The following is a 20,246-nucleotide window of genomic DNA, read 5'->3' on the forward strand; positions in this document are numbered from 1 at the left end:
TTCACCCCGCGTCGCGGGACGCCCCGAAGCGATAGGGATCGAAGCAATCCATATCCTTGTCCCAAAGATCGGTCAGGCTGGCGGTAAGCAACTCGGCGGCCAATGCGGCGAAGGTGACGCCGTTGCCGCCGAAGCCGCTCGCCAGCCAGAGTCGGTCGAACGCCGCCGAAGGCCCGATCGCGGGCAGCCCATCCGGCGAACTGCCGAACATGGCCGCCCATGTTTCTCGGGGCTCGACCGGCCGGCCAACAAGCCGGGAGAGGTTCGCAGCGATCTCGGCCGCTTTGGTCGGGATAAGGCGATCGCGATGATCGGGATCGTGGAAATCTTCGTCGCCACCACCGGCGATCACGCGCCCTTCGGCGTCCGTCCGCGCATACAGATAGGAGGAGGATGCCTCCCACATCATCGCCGGACCCCGCCAGAGCGGAGCGGTGCCCGGTGCGGTGGCGATGGCGTAGCTGGAACGGAGGCGAAAGGCCTCAGGCAGGAAAAGCCGTGCGCGCTCATAGCCGGTCGCGAGCACCGCATGGCGCGCTTCAACCACCCCGCGATCGGTGGTGAGCTGGATATGCGTGTCTGCGCTGGAGACGGTTTGCACGTCCACGGGCCAGCACAATGACGCGCCCCGATCGCGCGCCTGATCGAGCAGATCATGGGTGAGGCCGACAGGATCGACTTCATAGCTATCGCCGGAGAAGATTGCCGGGCGGGGCGCGATATCGAAGCGCTGCTGCACCTGTTCGGCGGACAGGAAGGTCGACGGAAAGCCATGGGCGGCCCGAAGCGCGGCCTCCCGCGCAAGGCCGTCGGCATCGAGGAGCGTGCCGTCGAGATAGAGGCTCTGTCGCGCCTTCATATGCGCCCTCGGCAGATGAAGTGCATGATCGGCGAGCGTCCTCACCGCGCGATGGACGCGCCGCCAGCAGCGGACAGCGCGATCGATGCCAACACGTCCTGCCAGATGGGAAAGGGGGACGTCCGCCTCCCACAGCACAAGCGCGGTCGAGGCGGACGTGCTGCCGCAGGCCGGGTAGCGGCGATCCAGCATCGCCACGCTCAGCCCCTGTTCGCTCAGACGGTCGGCCAGCATCGCGCCAGTGATGCCGGCCCCGCAGATCGCGACATCGACCATGCGTACCGGCAGTGTATCGGCGGGCGGGAGATCGTCCGCATGGGCGTCCCACGGAAGCGCGTTGCTGCGCAGGTCGTGATGCTCGGTCAGATCCATCGCGTATCAAATGTCGGGCGGCGAAAAAGCTCCGGGGCGGAACGATTTGAGCCGTCCCGCGTCCCTTGCGGCGAGGTGGCGCGCTGCGGCGAGCCGGTGGAGGGCAGCCGCGAACATGGCCAGCGGACAGGACGACGCGCGACCCGGTTCCGAGGATGAAGGCAATGAAGCCTATCGCCAGGCCTATCGGGAGGGCTTCCACGATGGGCGTGAAGCTGCGTCGGGCGAGGATGAAGACGAAGATAAAGACGAGGAGGAAGGGGGCGAGGAAACCGGCAAGGACCAAGACGACCGGCCGCCGCTCTATCGCCGCCCGATGTTCTGGGTTCTGGCGGGGATTGCGGCTTTCGTCCTGATCGCGCTGGTGGTCCTCTTCTGGCTGCACGAGCGGCAATATGAATCCACCGATGATGCCTTTGTCGATGCGCATATCGTGCGGTTGTCGGCGCAGGTGTCGGGTCAGTTGACGGCGGTGGCGCAGGCGGACAACCGCCATGTGAAAGCCGGGATGCTGCTCGCCACGATCGAGGCGGACGCGACCCAGGCGCAACTGGCGCAGGCCCGTTCGCAGGCGTTGCAGGCGGATGCCCAAATCCAGCAAGCCTCCGCGCAGGTGGTCGCGGCCGAGGCCAAGCGCCGGCAGGCGATCGCTTCCGCAATCCAGCCCGAAGCGGAGGCTCGCAAGGCAGCCGCGGACCTCAAGCGTTATCTGGCCTTGCGGGCGCTGGACCCGGCGGCGGTCGCGGCCACCCAGATCGACCAGGCGCGCGCGCAGGCAGCGAGCACGGCCGGGCAAGCCGCCGCCGCCCGCCGTCAGGTGGACGACGCCACCGCCCAGATCCTCGTCGCGCGCAAGCAGGTGAAGGCGGCCGTCGCCCAGAAGCAGGGGGCAGAGGCGCAGATCGCGGCCACCCGCGTCACCTTCGGCCATCTCGACATCCGCGCGCCGGTTTCGGGGCAGGTGGTGAACCGCAATGTGAATGTCGGTTCCTATGTTTCGCCCGGCACGCAACTGATGGCGATCGTGCCCGATCAGATGTGGATCACCGCCAATTTCAAGGAAACGCAGATCACCCATATGAGCATCGGCCAGCATGTCGATATCAAGGTGGATGCATTCCCTGGCATGCATTTCGACGGTCATGTGGATTCGATCCAGCGCGGCGCGGGGCAGGCATTCGCGTTGCTGCCGCCGCAGAACGCCACGGGCAATTATGTGAAGGTGGTGCAGCGCGTGCCTGTCCGCATCCTGTTCGACCGGCCCGATCCGCATCGCTATGCCATCGGGCCGGGCATGTCGGTGGTCCCCACGGTCAAGGTACGCTGAGCATGGCCGGCGACAAGGGCGATCCCGATGCCGGCTGGTCTAGCGCCCGCTCGGCGGCGGGCCGGCATAACCCTTGGCTGATCGTGATCGTCATCAGCCTCGCGACCTTTATGGAGGTGCTGGACACCGCCATCGCCAATGTGTCGCTGACCCATATCGCCGGCTCGCTCGCCGTATCGCCCGACGAGGCGACGTGGGTGCTGACCAGCTATCTTGTTTCCAACGCGGTGATCGTGCCCATCTCCGGCTGGCTGAGCGACGTGGTGGGGCGCAAGCGCTTCTACATGATCTCGGTGTTCCTGTTCACGGTGTCGTCGCTGATGTGCGGGCTGGCGCCGAGCCTCGCGATCCTGATCTTCGCACGCATCTTTCAGGGCATTGGCGGCGGCGGCCTCGCGCCTTCCGAGCAGAGTTTCCTCGCCGACACATTCCCGCCGTCCAAACGCGGCATGGCGTTCGCGGCCTATGGCGTGGTGGTGGTGGTGGCGCCGGTCCTCGGTCCATCGCTGGGCGGCACGATCACGGACAATATCAGTTGGCACTGGATCTTCCTGATCAACGTGCCCGTCGGCATCATCTCACTGATCCTCGTCCATTTCCTCGTCGACGAGCCCGAAGCGCTGGAGCGCGATCGCCGTCGCAAACTGAAGGGCGGCCTCAAGGTGGATGGCATCGGCTTCGCGCTGGTGGCGCTCGGCCTCGGATGCTTTGAGATGACCATGGATCGCGGCCAGCGCGACGACTGGTTCGGCTCCAGCTTCATCACCACCACCGCGATTGTCGCCGCCATCTCGCTCGTCACCTTGGTCATCTGGGAACTGTGTCATCGCGATCCGATCGTGAACCTGCGCCTGTTCGCCCATCGCAACTTCACCATCTGCTTCGCGATGATGCTGACCTTCGGCGCTATCCTGTTCGGCTCGACCCAGCTCATCCCGCAGATGATGCAGCAGGTGTTCGGCTATACCGCGACCGAGGCGGGGCTGGTCATCACGATCGGCGGAATCGGCGCGCTGGTGGCGATGCCGCTGACGGGGCTTCTCACCGGGCGGGTGCAGACCCGCATCCTGCTGGGCGTCGCCTTCATCGTGCAGGCCTATGCGTTGTGGAACCTGAGCGGTTTTGAGACAGGCGTTCCGTTCGGCCATGCCGCGATGGCGCGTTTCTATCAGGCAGTGGCGTTGCCTTTCCTGTTCGTGCCGATCACCGCGCAGAGCTATGCCGGGCTGGAGCCGCAGCAATATGGGCAAGCCTCCGCCATCCTGAATGTTGCGCGCAATCTGGGCGGTTCGATCGGCATTTCCTCGGCGCAGGCTTTGCTGGAGCAGCGCGAACAGTTCCACCAGTCCCGGCTGGTCGAGGGGTTGAACCCGCTCAACCCGGTCTATGTCGATGGGCTGGGTCAGATCGGGCGGACACTCTCGGGTGGGCCGCTGATAAGCGACGCTGATACCTCCCGCCTTGCGAACCTCTATGCGCTCGTGGAGAAGCAGGCGGCGATGCTCTCCTACATCGATGTGTTCCACACGCTGATGATTATCGTATTCATCGTCATCCCCTTCGCCATTCTCCTGAAGCCCACGCGCGGGCAGGGGGGGCATTGATGCGCCGGTCGCGCCTTCTTTCGCTGGCCCTGATGATGGGTGTCAGCGCCTGCACGGTGGGGCCGGACTATCACGAGCCCAATCCGCAGGTGCCGGCTGCCTTCGCGGAACCGCAGCCCCCATCGCCCGATGGCACTGTCGATCTCGCACGCTGGTGGACGGCGTTCGGCGATCCAGAGCTTAGCCATCTGATCGAGATCGGGCTGGCGCAAGCGCCGGACCTCAAGACCGCCGAATCCCGTGTGCGGGAGGCACGCTACGCCATCGTGCAGGCGCGCTCGCAGGGGCTCCCCCAGATCAATGGTTCGGGCAAGGCGCAATATCTGAAGTTCCACCGCATCGGGAATGACTCCGACATTCCCGACCTCATTGACCAGGTGACGGGCGCGCAGCAGGGCGGCGGGAGCGGCGATATGCCATCGATCCCGACCAGCTTTCACAGCTTCTCCGCCGGGTTCGACGCGAGTTGGGAGATCGACCTGTTCGGCGGCGTGCGCCGGCAGACCGAGGCGGCCACCGCACAGGCCGAAGCCGCCCAATGGGACGCGCGGGATGCCCGTGTGCGCCTCGTGGCGGAGATTGCCTCCGATTATCTCCAGATGCGCGGCGATCAGCAGCAGGCCGCGATCGCCCAATCGGAGGCGGATCGCCAGCAGCGCTCGCTCGATATCCTGGCGCACACCGCCAAGGTGGGGCTGGTGCCGCAGGGCAATGTGCTGCGTCAGCGGACGCAACTCGCGGCGGCGCAGGCGAAGGTGGAGCCGTTGCGGGCTGAGGCGCATGTCCAGATTCACGCGCTGGCGGTGCTGCTCGGCATGACGCCCGAGGCGCTGTTGCCCGAACTGAGCGACGCGCGCCCACTGCCGGATGGGCCGCCGTCCGTCCCGCCAGGCCTGCCTGTCGACCTTATCCGCCGCCGTCCCGACGTGCGTGCCGCTGAGCGCCAGCTTGCCGTCGCGACCGCCGACATCGGCGTGGCGGTGGCGGATCTTTATCCGAAGATATCGCTGAGCGCCGCGCCGCAGCTTGCGACGGCGTGGCTGGGTTCCTTCTTCCTCGGCAAGAGCCTGCAAATCACGGCGCAAGGGCAGGCGAGCTTCCCCATCTTCGATTTCGGCCGTCGCCGCGCCGTGGTGGGCAAGCGGCGCGAGCAGCGTGAACAGGCCTATTGGCACTGGCGGCAGACCGTGCTGGGCGCGCTCCGCGATGTCGAAGACGCTCTTGCACGAACCGATGCGGAACGGCGGGGCAATGCCGAGCTTAGATTCGGCGTTGAGGACGCGACACGCGCGCTGGCTACCGTGGACGCGCAATATCGCGCGGGGCTCGAGAATTACACTCCGGTGCTCGATGCGCAGCAACAGGTGCTTGAGGCGCGGAGCAACCTGTCAGACAGCGACGTGCGCCTGCGTCGAGACCTGGCGTCGCTCTACAAGGCGCTGGGAGGCGGCTGGACCGATCTTGGCGACGCCGCCGCCTCGACAGGATGAGGCCATTAATCAGCCGGCCACGCGATTGTGCTCAGCAGCGCGATCTCGCTGGCCCGACTGTCGAGGCGGGTGTGCTGGACGACGATCGGGACGTCGCTTTCGATGACGCTCGCATAGTCGGTGTCGAGCGGCACCTTTTCAGGTTCCTGAAGTTCGTTGAAACGATAATGGCGCGTGCGCCGGCCTGCGAGCGTCATTCGATACGGGCCTATCGGCTCTCTATCGGTGAAGAACAGCGTCACTTCGATATGGGCTTCAACGTCGCCGGCGTTGAGGATGCAAAAGGCCTCGTGGCTCAGCAAAGGTCGGTCTGCGTTAGGCATCGAGCGGCTTGGAATGAAGCCTTCAGGAATGATCCATCTCGTCCGGCCGATCGCTTTCATCTCCATCTCCCATGCTCGTGACCTCATAGAAAAACGGAGGAACGCGGCCTTTGGTCCGTCCGTTGAGGAAGGGGATCAATGAACGTGGCGAAGAATGATCGGAGCGGTTCGGGATTCATGGCTGGCTCCCAAACAATGTGGCCGGCCCTTGCTTGCCGAGGCTCGTGGCGCTGACCAATGAAGGAGCTTGCCGATGGAATCGAAGCCTGCATCGTCAATGTTCGCACATGCCTTGGATGGGCGTGTTGCGCTGGTGACGGGCGGGGACTCCGGGATCGGCGCGGCATCTGCGAAGGCATTGGCCGATGCAGGTGCGGACGTTGCGATCATCTATCTCGAGGACGAGGTGGGAGCACACGAAACTTGCGCGGCGATCGAGGCGTCTGGTCGCCGGGCTCTCGCATTGCGAAGCGATGTGCGCGAAGAGGCGGAGGTGAATGATGCTTTCACTCGGATCGAGCACATAATTGGGAAAGTCGATATTCTGGTAAATTCCGCGGGCATCAATACTTACGGTATAAAGGTTGTTGACCTGAGTTTCGCTCAATGGAGTGATATGCTGCACACGGATCTGACGGGCACTTTCCTTGCCGCTCGTCGCTGCATTCGTGCTCTCCAGGAATCTGGAAAGAAAGGAGCGATCATCAATATTTCTTCCATCCATGCCGATGTCGTGCGCTCCGGCAGTGCCGCCTACGCATCCGCCAAGGCTGGCGTTAAGAAGTTCACGGAGACCCTCGCACTGGAGGTGGCGGGTGACGGAATCACGGTGAACGCAATCGCTCCTGGCATGATCCTGACGCCGATGAACCAGTCGGCAAAGGATCATTGGATCGTGAGGAAGGTAAAGAGCGAATTCATCCCGCTCGGTCGTCCTGGCACGCCGGATGAGGTCGCCAATGTCGTCCTGTTTCTCGCATCTCCGGCCGGTGATTATTTCACGGGTTCCACCCTGACCATTGATGGAGGTCTCTCCAAGATGCTGGCGCTGGGCGCATGAGGGGACGTGGATATGACGTAATGGCCGTTGAGCCAGTCCAGTTGGCGAAAAAGGGAACGCTCGCGCGATGCCGGTTGATGAGCCCTTATGTGTGGCGGGAAGCGGACGGCACATTTTCGATGCTGCTCAGAGTGGTCGATGATCGCGGTGATTCGACGGGTTCGCTCTGGTTCGCGCGCGGGGACGGGCTCGAATTCGTCCCGCATCATGGCCCGGCGGTAAAGCCCGGTCCAGAGCCGGAAGATGTTGGCGGGTGCGAAGATCCGACCGTCGTGGCAAGGGATGACGGGATTCTCGTCTATTATACGGGGGTCATGGCGGATGGGACGGCACAGCTTCTCTACGCAGTCGGACCAGATGCGCATTCGCTAGGCAAGCGCGGCGTCGCTCATGCGTCGACGGCTGCTGATCACAACACAAAGGAAGCAGCGATCGAACGGCTGAATGATGGCTGGATCCTGCTGTTTGAATATAGTCGCGACGGTCGCTCGCAGATTGGAAGGGCGGAAGCCGAGAGCCCTGCCGGCCCATGGACTGAACAGGAAAACCCGATCCGGCGGCGAAAGGGACAGTGGGATAGCTGGCATCTCTCGACGGGACCACTCCTGATCGACGAACCGGAAGGGCCGGTCATGTTCTACAACGGGGCGACGCCCGATGCCGTATGGTCGATCGGCTGGGTCAGGTTTGACGCCACATGTCGGCATGTCGTCGAGCGCAGCATAGACCCCTTGATTGCGGCGCCCGCTGCGTCGGGAGCGGCCGGGCGGCGGATTTCGTTTGCGGCATCCGCGGTGCGCGTGGAGGATCGGATTTTTCTCTATTACACGCATGACGATCGCAATCTCATGCGGGCGACCTTGGTCTGCCCATTCTCGAAACCATAGGTAAGTGGAGCAAGAGCCGGTTCGGGATGAGCGGACGCGGTGTACGCAATGGCGTTCGATTTTCATGACGGATCCGTCATGCCTTCGGTCTCGCGCAAGCGATTCTCATGAGGCGATCGCCGGGATGTGAATATCGCGTGCGCCTGCTATACACTGATGCGTTGCTGACGAAATTCCAGATTGCATCGCTCGCTCAGGGATCCGGCACGAGCGGCATAGCGTTCGGCCATTATCAGGTGAACGGCGCGCACAGCCGGATCGCTGGCCCGTGAAGCGGCTTCGCGCTCGATCCTCTCTCTCGAAATGCAATGGTCAAGCTCGACTAGTGGACATCGTTCAGCCGAAGGCATGGGGCTCTCCATCGACCCACCCGCCGTGGAAATGAACATACGGAAAAGCTGCCTGGTTTCATGCTAGCCCGTAATTTCCAGCAAAATCACATCGCTTCCTTCCAGCCGATTTTCAGCAACCACAGATTCACCGGATAGCTGGTCGCAAAACCGGCCAGCATCGCGATCTGCATCGCCAGCCAGAATTCGGGCGAGGCGACTTGGGCGAGGCCGCCATAGCGTGGGGCGAACCAGCCGAACTGGATTACGGCCATCCCCCCATACATCCCGATTTGCCATGCGCTGATCGACAGAATGTCGGCCTTCAGCGCGGCGATGATACCTCGGCCGACGCTCAGATCGCGCATCGGCTTGATCGAGAAATATTGGAAGAGGATTCCGATGATGAAGGCGAGGATGAAATCCGCTACCCAGACAGCGAAAATCTTGTCGGCAAACAGGCTGTGCCAGCCGAACCATATGGCGATGGCGGGAAAGGCGAAGGCACTCCATTCGGCGATGATGTCGCCAAGCGTGCAGCCAGCGCCGCAGTGGCTCGATCCGATCGCCGCCGATACGAGTTCTGAATGCGTTCCGCTTTCCGTGCCCCGGCGCCCCCAGCGCAGATAAGCTGCCACCCAAAGCAGGCTGCCGAAAAGCGCGGTGAGGGGCCATACGATGTTCATCACGCCCATTTTTTGGGGCCGCCGAAGGACATCGAGCGCGAGAAACAGCGTGCAGAAGGCCGCGATGGCAAGCGAACCGATGGCAATCGCGTGAAACCACGCGGGAAAAACGGCGCGTTGGGGCATGATGCAACTCTCCCATGATTGCGAGAAGCGGTGCCCATCGCGCGATCATGGAGGGCTCATGAGCGTGCTCGGCGCGCTTCTTCCAAATCGGTCGTCAGAGAGACGGCATGACCAAGCCGCCGCCATCCGGCCCGCGTACTCGGATATCAAGGGGGTCAACATGGACGCTCGCACAGGAGTTCCCCGTCGGAATCCTGAAAGGGGAACAGCCGATGCCAGGCGGGAGGCTGAATGGTCGCTGCGCGTCAGCGCTCCTCTGTATGGGACGTCGCGGTCACCTACAGGAGGGCCAGTGCTACGCTTGCAATCCCGGCAGGCAACCAGGTATCGCGCCGCCATTTTTAGAGCCAGAGCCGCTTGCCGCGCGGGTGCCGAGCATGTTGGCCTGTACACCCGCGCAGCCCGCTCCTCCTTGCGGCAGGAGGAGCGCGAACTGCATGGCCGCTGCAAACCCGAGCCATGAAGCGACTATTTGCAGGATGATATCGGCGCGCGCTTCACTCTGTCCGATTGGGCAGAATGCTGCCATTCACAGGAGAAAGGCGGCTGCGAGCGGCCGTCAATCGGACAGTCAGGCCGTCCTGTTGCCATTCGCGCTCAATCGATCCCGCCAGATGCCCCTTGGCGGCGATACGGCCGAGCAGGCTGCCAAATCCCTCGTCCGCCGGCTGATCGACCGGCGGGCCGCCGCGTTCGTTCCAGATGAGGATGACTTGCTCCCCGTCCTCCGAGCAGCGGATATCGATCATCCCCGATGATGTGGAAAGCGCGCCATATTTGGCGGCGTTGGTTGCCAATTCGTGCAGGATCAGAGCGAGGCTCGTCACCGCGTTGCCGGCCACTTCGGTATCCGGCCCACTGATGGTGAGCCGCTTACCCGCACGATCATAAGGAGCCAGAATGATGCGGATCAGCTCATGGAAGCTGACGGTGCCGGGTGGGAGATCGCTATCGATGGCGGGAAGGGTCAGCGCGTGGGCGCGAGCCAACGCGGTGAGCCTGTCCTGCACGAGCAGGGCGAGATCCTGCGCCGAGTTCACTTCACGCGCGCTCAGGCTGACGATGCTGCTGGCGATCGTGAACAGGTTTTTCAGCCGGTGGTTCATCTCGCGCAACAGCAGGCTCATACGTTCCTTGGCCTGCTTGCTCTCGGTGATGTCCCGCGCGATCTTAGAGGCGCCGATGACGATGCCGTTTGCGTCACGGAGCGGTGAAACACTGAGCGAGATATCGATCAGGCTCCCGTCCTTCCGGCGGCGGACGGTTTCATAGTGCTGGATGCGCTCGCCACGCCGCAGTCGTTCGAGGATGACAGGCTCTTCGTCATGGCGGTCTTCGGGAATGAGGAGCGTCACGGGTTTGCCGATCATCTCTTCAGCCGAATAGCCGAAGAGGCGTTCCGCGGCCATGTTCCAGCTCATGATGATGCTGTTCAGATCCTTAGTCAGGATCGCGTCGTCGGAGGATTCGACGATGGCGGCGAGGTGCTGCGTTGCTGCGTCAATTGCTTGGGAAGAGGCGCTTGGAAAGGAGATGCTCTCGCCGATGTGCTGGCTCCATGGCTGCCATCCGGCTTTGCGGATGTCGCTCATGTGCAGCCTTGCACTATTGTTGCGGACGGCGGTGTAATCCTCTCCCGACTTCTGCATACCATCGACGCCTCGCCCTGGATGAAGATATTCCGCGCCGAAGCCGCAGAAGAGAAATCGCCCTCGACCCGGGCCAGCTAGTCAGGCTACCATGAACCCTGATGAGGGGGCAACGACGGACCTCCTTGTCCTTTCTTGCGATGCCGATCAGCCGGCGTCTTTAACCTGCATCAGGATTCCCGGCGAGGCCGCACGGAATATCGCGATGTCCGGTGTCGGGGTGTGCTTTCCCTCATGGAAAGCGGCAGGGGAAGTTCGAACACATCACCAAGGCGAGAGGCTCGTCGGCGATGGGTGCAGGCGTGGCGAAGGAGCAGACGAGCATGGACGTTCACTCCTCATAAGATCAATCTGCGCCACCGGGCTTTTCCTCGGTCTGCTTGGGGCGGCCCTTCGATTGTTCTTCGGCTTCCTGCTTTTCCTTGGCCGTGCCCTTGGAGGAATCGCGATGTGGCATGCCGACGCGGGCATCCATGTTGACGCCCTTAATGTCCGAATGCGGCCCTGAAGGAGGAGGCTTGCTCATCGGCCTTCCACCAAGCGGATCAGCGCTTCAGTGAAGGCAGGGATGTCGTCGGGCTTGCGGCTGGTAATGAGATTGCCATCGACATGCACCTGTTCGTCCACCACGATCGCGCCGGCGTTCATCAGATCGGTGCGGATCGATGGCCAACTTGTCAGCGTGCGGTCCTCGATCACATCGGCTTCGGCGAGCAGCCACGGGCCATGACAGATGGCGGCGACGGGCTTGTCCGCCTCGACGAAGTCCCGGACGATGCGCAATGCCTCGTTCTCTGTGCGCAGCTTGTCAGGATTGGCGACGCCGCCAGGGATGACGAGCGCGTCGTAATCGCCCGCTTGCACCTCCCCCAGCGTCAGATCTGGTGTGATGGTCTGGCCCTGTTCTTTATCATGGATCGCGCCTTGGATGGGCTCAATGCCGATGGAAGCGAGCTTCACCTCCGCGCCCTTGTCCAACAGGCTGGTGCGGGGTTTGAACAATTCGTCCTGCTCAAAGCCGTCGGTGGCGATAATGAGGATTTTCGACTGGTCGATCGCGGGCATGGGGGAACTCCAACTGGGCGTCGATCTCGACGAGAGAACGAACCGGCTACGGTCCCCGTTCCGGGAGGCGGCAAGGTTGATCGCCTCAATCTGCCGTTTCGTCGATCGGTCGAGCTTGATTGGTGCGCATCTATATCGCGCGCTTCATTTCGCCCTCTGGCGCAAATAGGACAGCACCAGCATCTCCTCCTTAGCCAGGCCGTGGGAGGCTGCGATCGCGGGCTTGCCGATATCTTCCATTCCGTTGAGAACCAGTTCGGACGCCAGATATCCGTCCAGCACCTCGGGATGGATATAACATTTTCGGCATATGGCCGGCGTATTGCCGAGGCGAGTGGAAACATGCTCGACAACCTGGCGGAGGTTGCGGCGGGCGGTGGCGATGTCCGGCGCCGGAAGCCCGGCGAGCATGGTGGCGGCGGTTATCGTGCCGGCCCAGGTGCGGAAATCCTTGGCAGTGATTGGCTTTCCTGAAATCTCCCGGAGATAGCCATTCACGTCCGCCGAGCCGATATCGCGTGGTTCGCCCTCTTCATCGAGATATTGGAACAGGCGCTGTCCGGGCAGATCCTGAATGTTTCGGACGATCCGGGCTACGCGGCGATCCCTGAGGCGCAGGCGCCAACGTTTTCCGCCCTTGCCCTTGAAGGAAAAGCGCAATTCCGTTCCCTCCGTGTTGACATGGCGACTTTGAAGTGTGGTCAGGCCGTAACTTCCATTTTGCCGCACATAGTCCTCATTGCCGATACGGATCATCGTCGTTTCAAGAAGATGGATGATGGTGGCCAACACCTTTTCGCGAGGCAGGCCGCGCCGGGCCATGTCCTCGGCTACGCGCTGCCGGATATCGGGAAGGGCTTCAGCGAATTCCAGCATATGGCCATATTTGGCGTCGTCCCTGATCTCGCGGAAACGGACATGATATCGATATTGTTTGCGCCCCCGCGCGTCGCGGCCGGTCGCCTGGATATGACCGTTCGGCCGTGCGCAGATCCACACATCCGTATAGGCCGGCGGAATGGCGAGTTTGCGGATGCGTGCGAGCGTTCCGGGATCCGTGATGCGCCGTCCCACCGCGTCGCGGTAGCAGAAGCCTCTGCCGGCCTTGCGGCGTGATATGCCCGGTTCGTCATCGCTGACATAGACGAGGCCGACGGTCTCGGCCGCATCCCGTGGAGTATCATAGCCATCCGCAATCGGCGGCGAATCCATATCCTCTTCGTTGCAAAACGCCATCGCTGCCAAGCGCCCGGACAAGCGGGTGGTTCCCCGCCACTACTTTGGCAGATTGCCGAGAAAGGGAGGCATTTCGCCGGATCCGGTGATTCATAGGGCCTTGGCTTTTCGGAAGGGGCAGCCTTGGACGCGGGCTGGACAGATGATCTCGAACGCTGGCTATCGCCTTTGCCCGCCGTCTAGCGGGTAAGGCGTTTGTGGGCTCCTCTGCCGGAACTAGTGCATAGACTCTGACTCTTCCATCGCGCTGTAGCGCGCACGGCAGGAGTCATCAGCCCATCTAGGGTCAGGACTCACTGATCAGAGCCAGAAGATGACGGTGGCAGCGAGTGCAATCGCCGAGAAGAAGGCGGTTGGGCAGCGGTCGTAGCGGGTGGCGATGCGGCGCCAATCCTTCAGACGGCCGAACATGATCTCGATCCGGTTGCGGCGCCTGTAGCGGCGTTTGTCGTATTTGATGGGCTCGTTGCGCGATTTCCGGCCCGGGATGCAGGGCGTGATGCCTTTTTCCTCCAGAGCGTCCCTGAACCAGTCGGCATCATAGCCTCGGTCGGCGAGCAGCCATTGCGCCCTGGGAAGCTCGTCGATCAAGGCCGCCGCACCGATGTAATCGCTGATCTGGCCGGCGGTCATGAAGAAGCTCAAGGGGCGGCCTTTGGCATCGGTAACGGCGTGGAGCTTGGTGTTCATCCCGCCCTTCGTGCGGCCGATCAGGCGGCCGAGATCCCCCTTTTTACCGCCAGGCTCGATGCCGTGCGGTGCGCCTTCAAATAGGTCGCGTCGATCATCACCGTTTTGCGCTCAGCACCGGCCGAGAGCCCCTCCATCATGCGCGTGAAGACGCCCATCTGACCCCAGCGCTTCCAACGATTGTAGAGCGTCTTGTGCGGGCCGTAATCCTTCGGCGCATCCCGCCAGCGCAGCCCGTTGCGATTGACGAAGATGATCCCGCTCAGCACGCGCCGATCGTCAACCCTTGGCCTGCCATGGCTCTTCGGAAAATACGGCTCGAGCCGCGCCATCTGCTCGTCCGTCAGCCAGTACAGGTCGCTCACATTCAATCTCCTTGCGGAGCCTGAATCAGATCGCGCCTCTCAGATCAATGGGTCCTGACCCTAGGAGCGGTTAGGCCGAAGCGGCCCAGCAGGTTCCATTGCTGCCAACGACATAAATCCGGCCTCGAAAAAGATCAATGAAGCCGCGCCGAACAACTCTATTCCTGATCGCACTCGACCAGTATTCGACTACACTAAACTCCGGCATACCAATGGCTTGCTGGGGTTTTCTGCGCCCGCAGCAGAACGATATTCCCATATTCCCACTTCGAATTGGCTATCTCCGGCCGCTTCCGCTAGTCAGGGCGGGCACTCGCTCTTGTGGGCCGGCCGGCTTGCGCGACGGGAAGCGTCGCGCTCGCCGAGGGCGCTGGGAGTGGGGTGGCCTTTGAATTTGCTCATTGCCGAAACGTGTCGGGAAACGATTCCCGAACCGGGCTCGCCGTCGCGAGAAGTCGATGCCAAAGGCGCGGCAATCCACGATGATCCTGGGACGCCTCCAGATATAAGGGAACTGGGACCGATCCTGGCGCGGCGCTTCAAAGCCTATGGGACGGACTGGAGGCGAAGCGCTTTTCAGTTGGTGACGACCGCTTTGCCGTTCGTGGCGCTGCTCGTCGCCATGGGGATCGTATCTTCCCGCCATTATTGGCTGGCGCTTTTGATGGCCGTTCCCGCAGCCGGATTGCTCGTCCGTCTCTTCATATTCCAGCATGATTGCGGTCATGGCTCGTTCTTCCGCTCGCGGGCTGCGAACGATGCCGTCGGGCGTGCGATCTCCGTGCTGACCCTCACGCCTTATGGGCATTGGAGGAAGGGCCACGCCATCCACCACGCATCCAGCGGCAACCTGGATCGGCGCGGCCGTGGCGACGTCGAGATTTTGACGGTCGACGAATATCGAGACCTGTCACCCATCGGGAGACTTGGCTATCGGCTGTATCGCAGCCCGTACGTTCAGGTCATCATCGGCGCCCCTCTCAACTTCATCGTGCTTCAGCGGATACCGAGGGGCGCGTCATTTCGGGATCGGGGCGCCCGCCGCAGCATGTTGGCGCTGGATGCGGCGCTGGCCGTGGTGTTCGGCGCGGCGATGATGCTTGCCGGCGTTGGAACGGTGCTGGCGGTCTATCTGCCGGTGATGGTCCTCGCGTCATGGATCGGGAACTGGCTGTTCTACGTCCAGCATCAGTTCGACGATGCATATTGGGAGAGGGACGGCACCTGGAATTTCCACGCGTCTGCGCTCCGCGGCAGCTCTTACTTCAAGCTGTCGCCGATCTTGCAGTGGTTCAGCGGCAACATCGGCCTGCACCATATCCATCACCTGTGCAGCCGCGTTCCCAACTATCATCTGCAAGCCTGCTTCGACGATGCGCCGGAATTGCACCTCTTCGCCAGGCGGATATCGCTGCGCGAGAGCTTGAGATGCTGGCGGTTCGCGCTGTGGGACGAGCAACGCCGCACGATGGTGGCATTCCGGGATCTGGACTTGCGAACCGCCTGACAACGGGACGCATCATCGCTATCAGGGTGAAGCGCAGGCGACAGTCCTCCTCTCGGCCCTTTGACGATGGGGGCGAGCGACGTCGATCCTGTCCATGGCCGGCCCGCTTGATTTTCTGCCACTCGGGATGCCAGGTGGAGCGATGCATCCTCACACTCGCGCCATGGTCGCCGCAGCGGCTCACGCTTTCATCATCGGCAGAAAAGTCGCGGGAATCTACGATCACTCGGCCGGACGGCATTTGCGGATCGCCGCGGAGGCTCGTGGTGAGCAGCTCCAGGGCTTCGACGGGGATCGCCCGGCGAGGTTCGGCGGCACGCTTCCCGAACTTTACGATGCCGGCGATCGGGTTTTCGTCTCGCTCGAGATCGATGGTGCAACGGCCCGGGGTCATGATCGAAGCACGTCGAGTTCCTATTCCGCCAATGTGACCGAAAGTCTCGTGCAACTGTATGATTACAGTCAGGGCGCATGGTTCACATTCGACGTTCAGGTCGTTTAATCCGCCCGCGCAAACGAGCGGCGAGAGCTGGCGAAAAGCGCCAGCCCAACCCATTCGCCATGCCCCGAGCCGATGCAAGATAATTGCCATGGGCTCCCCGTGGCCGCTACCAGCAGGCCATGACGAAGACGCGCGATTCCGATGATCGACCCGACAATCCCGATCGGCGGCTGCTGCTCGGCGGCATGGCAGCGGCCGTTGGCGCGGCGACCCTGGGATCACAGGCGGAAGCCAGGCCGGCGCACGGGGGCTCGTCGCATGTCCACGCTGTCAGCGATGCGGCCCTGCGGGCGAACATCGAGACGGTGGTCGTGATCTATGCGGAGAACCGCAGCTTCAACAATCTGTTCGCCGACTTTCCGGGTCTGGAGCAACCTTTGTCCGCCGTGTCGCGCGAGCGCACGCTCCAGCGCGATCGCGATGGCAAGCTGCTCGATCATCTCCCCAAGATCTGGGAGGGGCTGGTTCCCGACAAGCAGACCGTCGAACATCGCGAATATCAGATCGGCCCGGACGCGCTCGGGACAATCCCCAACGGCCCGTTCGCGCTCTCCACACCCGAAGGCGACCCGCTGCCGCACGGGCTCGTCACCCGCGATCTGGTCCATGCCTTCTACAACAACCAGCTCCAGATCAACGGCGGCAGGAATGACGGCTTCGTCGCCTGGGGAGACAGCGGCGCGCTGGTCATGGGCCATTATGGCGATGCATCCGCCAATCTCCGGCTGTGGCAGATCGCGCGCGAGTTCACGCTCTGCGACAATTTCTTCATGGGCGCTTTCGGCTGCTCCTACCTCAATCATCAATATCTGATCGCGGCGCGGCCGCCATTCTACCCGGACGCGGACAAGAGCCCCGCCAAGGGGCGGATCGTCCAACTCGAAGGCGATGACCCCAAGGGCATCCGGCCGAAGCAGACGGCCAGATCGGCGCCGAGCGCGATGGATGGCCCGGTCCGCTTCGTGCCCAACACCATTTCACCGGACTTCTGGGCGGTGAACACGATGCTGCCGCCTTATGCGCCGACCTTCGATCTCGATCCCGATCGGCCGGGCTATGCCAATTGGCAGAGCGCTCACACGCTGGTGCCGCAGAAGCACAGGACCATCGGCGACATGCTCAACGCGAAGGGCGTCGAATGGGCCTGGTATGCGGGCGGCTGGGGGGCGGCGATGGCGGGCCATGGCGAGGACGGCGAGTTCCCCTCGCGGCCGAACTTCCAACCGCATCACCAGCCGTTCAACTATTTCGAGCAGTTCGGCCCCGGCACGGCCGAGCGCTCCAAAAGGCTGCGCGATGGCGGCATGGGCGAGACGCCGCGCACCAATCACTTCCTTGCGGATGTCGCGGCGGGGACGCTGCCGTCGGTCAGCTATTACAAGCCTCAGGGCAATCTCAACATGCACGCCGGCTATTCGGACGTGGACGCCGGCGATCGCCATATCGCCCGCGTGATCGATGCGCTGCGCAAGAGCCCGCAATGGGGCAAGATGCTCGTCGTCGTCACCTTCGACGAGAATGGCGGCTGGTGGGATCATGTCGCGCCGCCCAAGGGGGATCGCTGGGGACCGGGCACGCGCATTCCGGCGCTCGTCATCTCGCCGCACGCGCGTCATGGCGAAATCGATCACACCATCTACGACACCGGATCGATCGCGCGCTTCATCACGCGGCGCTGGGGCCTCGAGAAGCTGCCCGGCCTCATCGAGCGCGAGCACGCGATGATCGCTGCCGGCGGCCCGCCCCCCGGCGACCTGACCGGCGCGCTGCGTTTCACCTGATATCGGCCGATCCGCATCGCGGCCGAAGCGCCGAAAATGAACGGTCAGGAGAGGGCCTCCGATCGATCACGATCGGCCCTTCTCCCGATCCATTCCGTGGTACAGATGACTACGGAATTGGCCGACGGAGGACTCGGGTGCGGACCCGTTTGGCAGGGCATGAATTCTCGACTAACGGCGTCGCGCGTCGTCAAGCGAAGGAGTGAGAATGACACAGGCAGAACCCGTTGGCGTGGACCGGCTTCCGAGTACACCTCGTGCCCGTCTGGTGTCCGACGAGCTGGCACGCCTCATGGAGATGGTCACCGATGCCTGTCCGCCGGACGCCAAGGTGAGCTTTGCCTTTGACGGACAGTTGCATCTTTTCGTCGATGTTCGGACGATCGAGGAAGTTCTGGCTGTGGAGTTGCTTCTGCCGGGCCTTGGTGCCGGCATGTTCCACGGTGTCCAGCGCTCGCAGGCGCCCCGCCATGGTTTCGGCCATCGGGTAACGGCGCTGGTCGATCGGTAAAAGACAGACGGGCAGGGGCGCGTGGTATCGTGCGCCCCTGCTTGCTTCCACCGCCCCAATAAAGCCCGGCGGCTAGTGGCGGTGGTGCTCCTCGGCGATATTCTTCTTGCGCGTGCGGTGCGCGGATACCTTGGCCCGGTTGCCGCAGACGCTCATGCTGCACCAGCGCCGCGCCCGGCCGCGCGTATGATCCGCGAACAATAATGTGCAGCTAGGCCCCTGGCAGGCCTTCACATGCGTGAAATCCTCTTCCACCACAACGTGCGCCAGAGCCTCGCCGATAGGGATCAGCAGCGATTCCGGCGAACGCCAGCGTCGCGCCACCTCCAATGCCAGATGCCCCCCTTCGTGCGGCACGATGCGGCCATAGGCCTCGTCGCGTTCCAGAAGCCGGTTGAGGGGGGCGATATCCTCTAGCGTGCCGCTATCCAGCGGCCGGCCCATGCGGCCTGTCACGAAGCCCCGGAACCATTCGCGCAGATCGCGCGCTTGATCGGCGACACGGTCCAACTCGCCGGGCATCGCGTTCCTGACGATTTCGTCGAGCTGCTGTGCAGGCACGAGCCCGGCCTGTCGCAGCCAGTCGACCAGCCCCGCACCATCCTGAAGCCAGTCGATCGGCTCGTTGCTTGGCGTGGCGATCGAGTTGAGGAAATCGATCCCCCGCGCGTCGGCGATGAAGAAGGCGGGCATGTTCACGGGCATGGTTCGCAATCCATTGATGATTGCTTCTTATGTAACTGCCAAAATGGCGTAATGCAAGTTATATCATATGGCCATATCGTCAGTGTGGCCTCTGTGGGGAGGCTTGCCTTCTGCCGACGAAACCGTGGTTTTGCGGTGGTGTCTGCGGGGTCGGCCTCGCTGATTGCCTGAGGGAGTGCATCGGCAGTTATGGTCTCGCTGCGCATCGTGACCGTCAAAAATACATTTGACAGGTTACGATTCGGATGAAATAACCCCTTCATTGCTTTTCATGTGGTTACAAATCGAGGAGAAGTACCATGAACGCGATTGCCTACCGGACCGTGGACGTAGACGGGATCGATGTCTTCTATCGCGAGGCGGGGAAGACGGGGGCGCCGAAGCTGCTGCTGCTGCACGGCTTCCCGAGCTCCGGCCACATGTTCCGCGATCTCATCCCGCTGCTGTCGGACCGTTTCCACATCGTGGCGCCGGATCTGCCGGGCTTCGGCCAATCGGGCGATCCCAAGGCCAACAGCTTCGATTCCATCGCCGACACGATCGAGCGCTTCACCGAGATCGTCGGCTTCGATCGCTTCATCGTCTATGTGTTCGACTATGGCGCGCCGACCGGCTTCCGCCTCGCCATCCGCCACCCCGAGCGGATCGCCGGCATCGTCTCCCAGAACGGCAACGCCTATGTCGAGGGGCTGAGCGACGGCTGGAACCCGATCCGGGCTTATTGGGAGGATGCCTCGCCCGCCAATCGCGACGCGCTGCGCATGATGCTGAAGCCCGAGACGACCTATTGGCAATATAGCCACGGCGTGGCGGACCCGTCCGCGATCTCGCCCGACGGCTATACGCTCGACGACCATTATCTGGCGCGGCCGGGCGCGGACGATGTCCAGCTCGATCTGTTCGGCGACTATAAGAGCAATGTCGCGCTCTATCCGGCGTTTCAGGATTATTTCCGCACCCACAAGCCGCGTTTCCTGGCGGTGTGGGGCAAGAACGACCCCTTCTTCCTGCCGCCGGGCGCCGAAGCCTTCCGCCGCGACATCCCCGAGGCCCGCGTGACTTTCCTCGACACCGGACATTTCGCGCTGGAAACCCACGCCGCTGACATCGCCAAGGAAATCCGGGGCTTCTTCGACTGAGTATCGGAACGGCGGCGGGGGTGACCCCGCCGC

At 62.8% G+C, this 20,246-nt stretch carries 19 protein-coding genes; 10 read left to right on the forward strand and 9 right to left on the reverse strand.

What is annotated here, in order from left to right:
- Nucleotide 1: 1 nt before the first annotated feature.
- A complete protein-coding gene (locus FHS98_RS08780) occupies nt 2-1,231 on the reverse strand; it encodes an NAD(P)/FAD-dependent oxidoreductase (protein ID WP_167103167.1) in 1,230 nt (409 codons plus the stop codon).
- Nucleotides 1,232-1,346: 115 nt separating this feature from the next.
- Here FHS98_RS08780 and FHS98_RS08785 point away from each other — a divergent pair, with 115 nt between their 5' ends.
- From FHS98_RS08785 to FHS98_RS08795, 3 genes are read left to right on the forward strand one after another with little or no spacing between them, the layout of a single operon-like run.
- The gene (locus tag FHS98_RS08785; protein ID WP_167103170.1) at nt 1,347-2,558 is read left to right on the forward strand and encodes an HlyD family secretion protein; all 1,212 of its coding nucleotides are present in this window, start codon (nt 1,347-1,349) and stop codon (nt 2,556-2,558) included.
- 2 nt (nt 2,559-2,560) lie between these two features.
- Nucleotides 2,561-4,162 carry a DHA2 family efflux MFS transporter permease subunit gene (locus FHS98_RS08790; protein ID WP_167103173.1) on the forward strand — a complete coding sequence of 534 codons (1,602 nt, stop codon included), beginning with the start codon at nt 2,561-2,563 and terminating at the stop codon, nt 4,160-4,162.
- Between the two features lie 32 nt (nt 4,163-4,194).
- On the forward strand, nt 4,195-5,652 hold the full coding sequence (locus FHS98_RS08795; RefSeq protein ID WP_243847936.1) for an efflux transporter outer membrane subunit: 1,458 nt from the start codon (nt 4,195-4,197) through the stop codon (nt 5,650-5,652).
- Nucleotides 5,653-5,657: 5 nt separating this feature from the next.
- On the opposite strand, the gene FHS98_RS08800 is transcribed toward FHS98_RS08795, so the two are convergent.
- Nucleotides 5,658-6,035 carry a sensory rhodopsin transducer gene (locus tag FHS98_RS08800; protein WP_167103179.1) on the reverse strand — a complete coding sequence of 126 codons (378 nt, stop codon included), beginning with the start codon at nt 6,033-6,035 and terminating at the stop codon, nt 5,658-5,660.
- 193 nt (nt 6,036-6,228) lie between these two features.
- On the opposite strand from FHS98_RS08800, the gene FHS98_RS08805 reads away from it, so the two are divergent.
- Nucleotides 6,229-7,035: an SDR family NAD(P)-dependent oxidoreductase gene (locus FHS98_RS08805; RefSeq protein WP_243847937.1), complete on the forward strand. Its 807-nt coding sequence runs from the start codon at nt 6,229-6,231 to the stop codon at nt 7,033-7,035.
- Between the two features lie 77 nt (nt 7,036-7,112).
- Entirely contained in the window at nt 7,113-7,922 is an 810-nt protein-coding gene (locus tag FHS98_RS08810) for a glycoside hydrolase family protein (RefSeq protein WP_167103182.1), read from the forward strand.
- Nucleotides 7,923-8,358: 436 nt separating this feature from the next.
- Here the strand turns inward: FHS98_RS08810 and FHS98_RS08815 are convergent, their stop codons facing one another.
- The 6 genes from FHS98_RS08815 to FHS98_RS08840 all read right to left on the reverse strand — a co-directional run bounded on the left by FHS98_RS08815 (nt 8,359) and on the right by FHS98_RS08840 (nt 14,068).
- A complete protein-coding gene (locus tag FHS98_RS08815) occupies nt 8,359-9,063 on the reverse strand; it encodes a DUF4396 domain-containing protein (protein ID WP_167103185.1) in 705 nt (234 codons plus the stop codon).
- Between the two features lie 497 nt (nt 9,064-9,560).
- Nucleotides 9,561-10,655, reverse strand: coding sequence for a PAS domain S-box protein (locus tag FHS98_RS08820; protein WP_208402161.1), 1,095 nt, complete (start codon nt 10,653-10,655; stop codon nt 9,561-9,563).
- A gap of 403 nt (nt 10,656-11,058) precedes the next feature.
- Nucleotides 11,059-11,238: a hypothetical protein gene (locus FHS98_RS08825; RefSeq protein WP_167103191.1), complete on the reverse strand. Its 180-nt coding sequence runs from the start codon at nt 11,236-11,238 to the stop codon at nt 11,059-11,061.
- Nucleotides 11,235-11,777 (reverse strand): type 1 glutamine amidotransferase domain-containing protein, encoded by a 543-nt coding sequence (locus tag FHS98_RS08830; RefSeq protein WP_167103194.1) that lies wholly within the window; start codon nt 11,775-11,777, stop codon nt 11,235-11,237. The genes FHS98_RS08825 and FHS98_RS08830 overlap by 4 nt, the downstream gene beginning before the upstream one ends.
- 144 nt (nt 11,778-11,921) lie before the next feature.
- On the reverse strand, nt 11,922-13,013 hold the full coding sequence (locus FHS98_RS08835; protein WP_167104165.1) for a DNA topoisomerase IB: 1,092 nt from the start codon (nt 13,011-13,013) through the stop codon (nt 11,922-11,924).
- A gap of 300 nt (nt 13,014-13,313) precedes the next feature.
- Nucleotides 13,314-14,068, reverse strand: a protein-coding gene (locus FHS98_RS08840) for an IS5 family transposase (protein WP_167103197.1) whose coding sequence is annotated in 2 segments (ribosomal slippage) — nt 13,314-13,738 and nt 13,738-14,068 — 756 coding nt in all. Because the reading frame shifts where the segments join, the coding sequence is not laid out codon by codon here.
- A 388-nt stretch (nt 14,069-14,456) separates the two neighbouring features.
- On the opposite strand from FHS98_RS08840, the gene FHS98_RS08845 reads away from it, so the two are divergent.
- The 4 genes from FHS98_RS08845 (at nt 14,457) to FHS98_RS08860 (ending at nt 18,369) form a co-directional block, all read left to right on the forward strand.
- Nucleotides 14,457-15,575: a fatty acid desaturase gene (locus tag FHS98_RS08845; RefSeq protein ID WP_243847938.1), complete on the forward strand. Its 1,119-nt coding sequence runs from the start codon at nt 14,457-14,459 to the stop codon at nt 15,573-15,575.
- Between the two features lie 94 nt (nt 15,576-15,669).
- Nucleotides 15,670-16,077: a hypothetical protein gene (locus FHS98_RS08850; RefSeq protein WP_243847939.1), complete on the forward strand. Its 408-nt coding sequence runs from the start codon at nt 15,670-15,672 to the stop codon at nt 16,075-16,077.
- Between the two features lie 119 nt (nt 16,078-16,196).
- Nucleotides 16,197-17,858 (forward strand): acid phosphatase, encoded by a 1,662-nt coding sequence (gene acpA, locus FHS98_RS08855; protein WP_167103200.1) that lies wholly within the window; start codon nt 16,197-16,199, stop codon nt 17,856-17,858.
- A 208-nt stretch (nt 17,859-18,066) separates the two neighbouring features.
- Nucleotides 18,067-18,369, forward strand: a complete 303-nt coding sequence (locus FHS98_RS08860) for a hypothetical protein (protein ID WP_243847940.1) — start codon at nt 18,067-18,069, stop codon at nt 18,367-18,369.
- Nucleotides 18,370-18,441: 72 nt separating this feature from the next.
- Here FHS98_RS08860 and FHS98_RS08865 read toward each other — a convergent pair whose 3' ends face one another.
- Nucleotides 18,442-19,074 (reverse strand): CGNR zinc finger domain-containing protein, encoded by a 633-nt coding sequence (locus FHS98_RS08865; protein WP_167103203.1) that lies wholly within the window; start codon nt 19,072-19,074, stop codon nt 18,442-18,444.
- Nucleotides 19,075-19,373: 299 nt separating this feature from the next.
- Here FHS98_RS08865 and FHS98_RS08870 point away from each other — a divergent pair, with 299 nt between their 5' ends.
- A complete protein-coding gene (locus tag FHS98_RS08870; RefSeq protein ID WP_167103206.1) occupies nt 19,374-20,213 on the forward strand; it encodes an alpha/beta fold hydrolase in 840 nt (279 codons plus the stop codon).
- Nucleotides 20,214-20,246: the final 33 nt, after the last annotated feature.

This window comes from Sphingomonas oligoaromativorans (genome assembly GCF_011762195.1).
Taxonomy (GTDB): Bacteria; Pseudomonadota; Alphaproteobacteria; order Sphingomonadales; family Sphingomonadaceae; genus Solisphingomonas; species Solisphingomonas oligoaromativorans.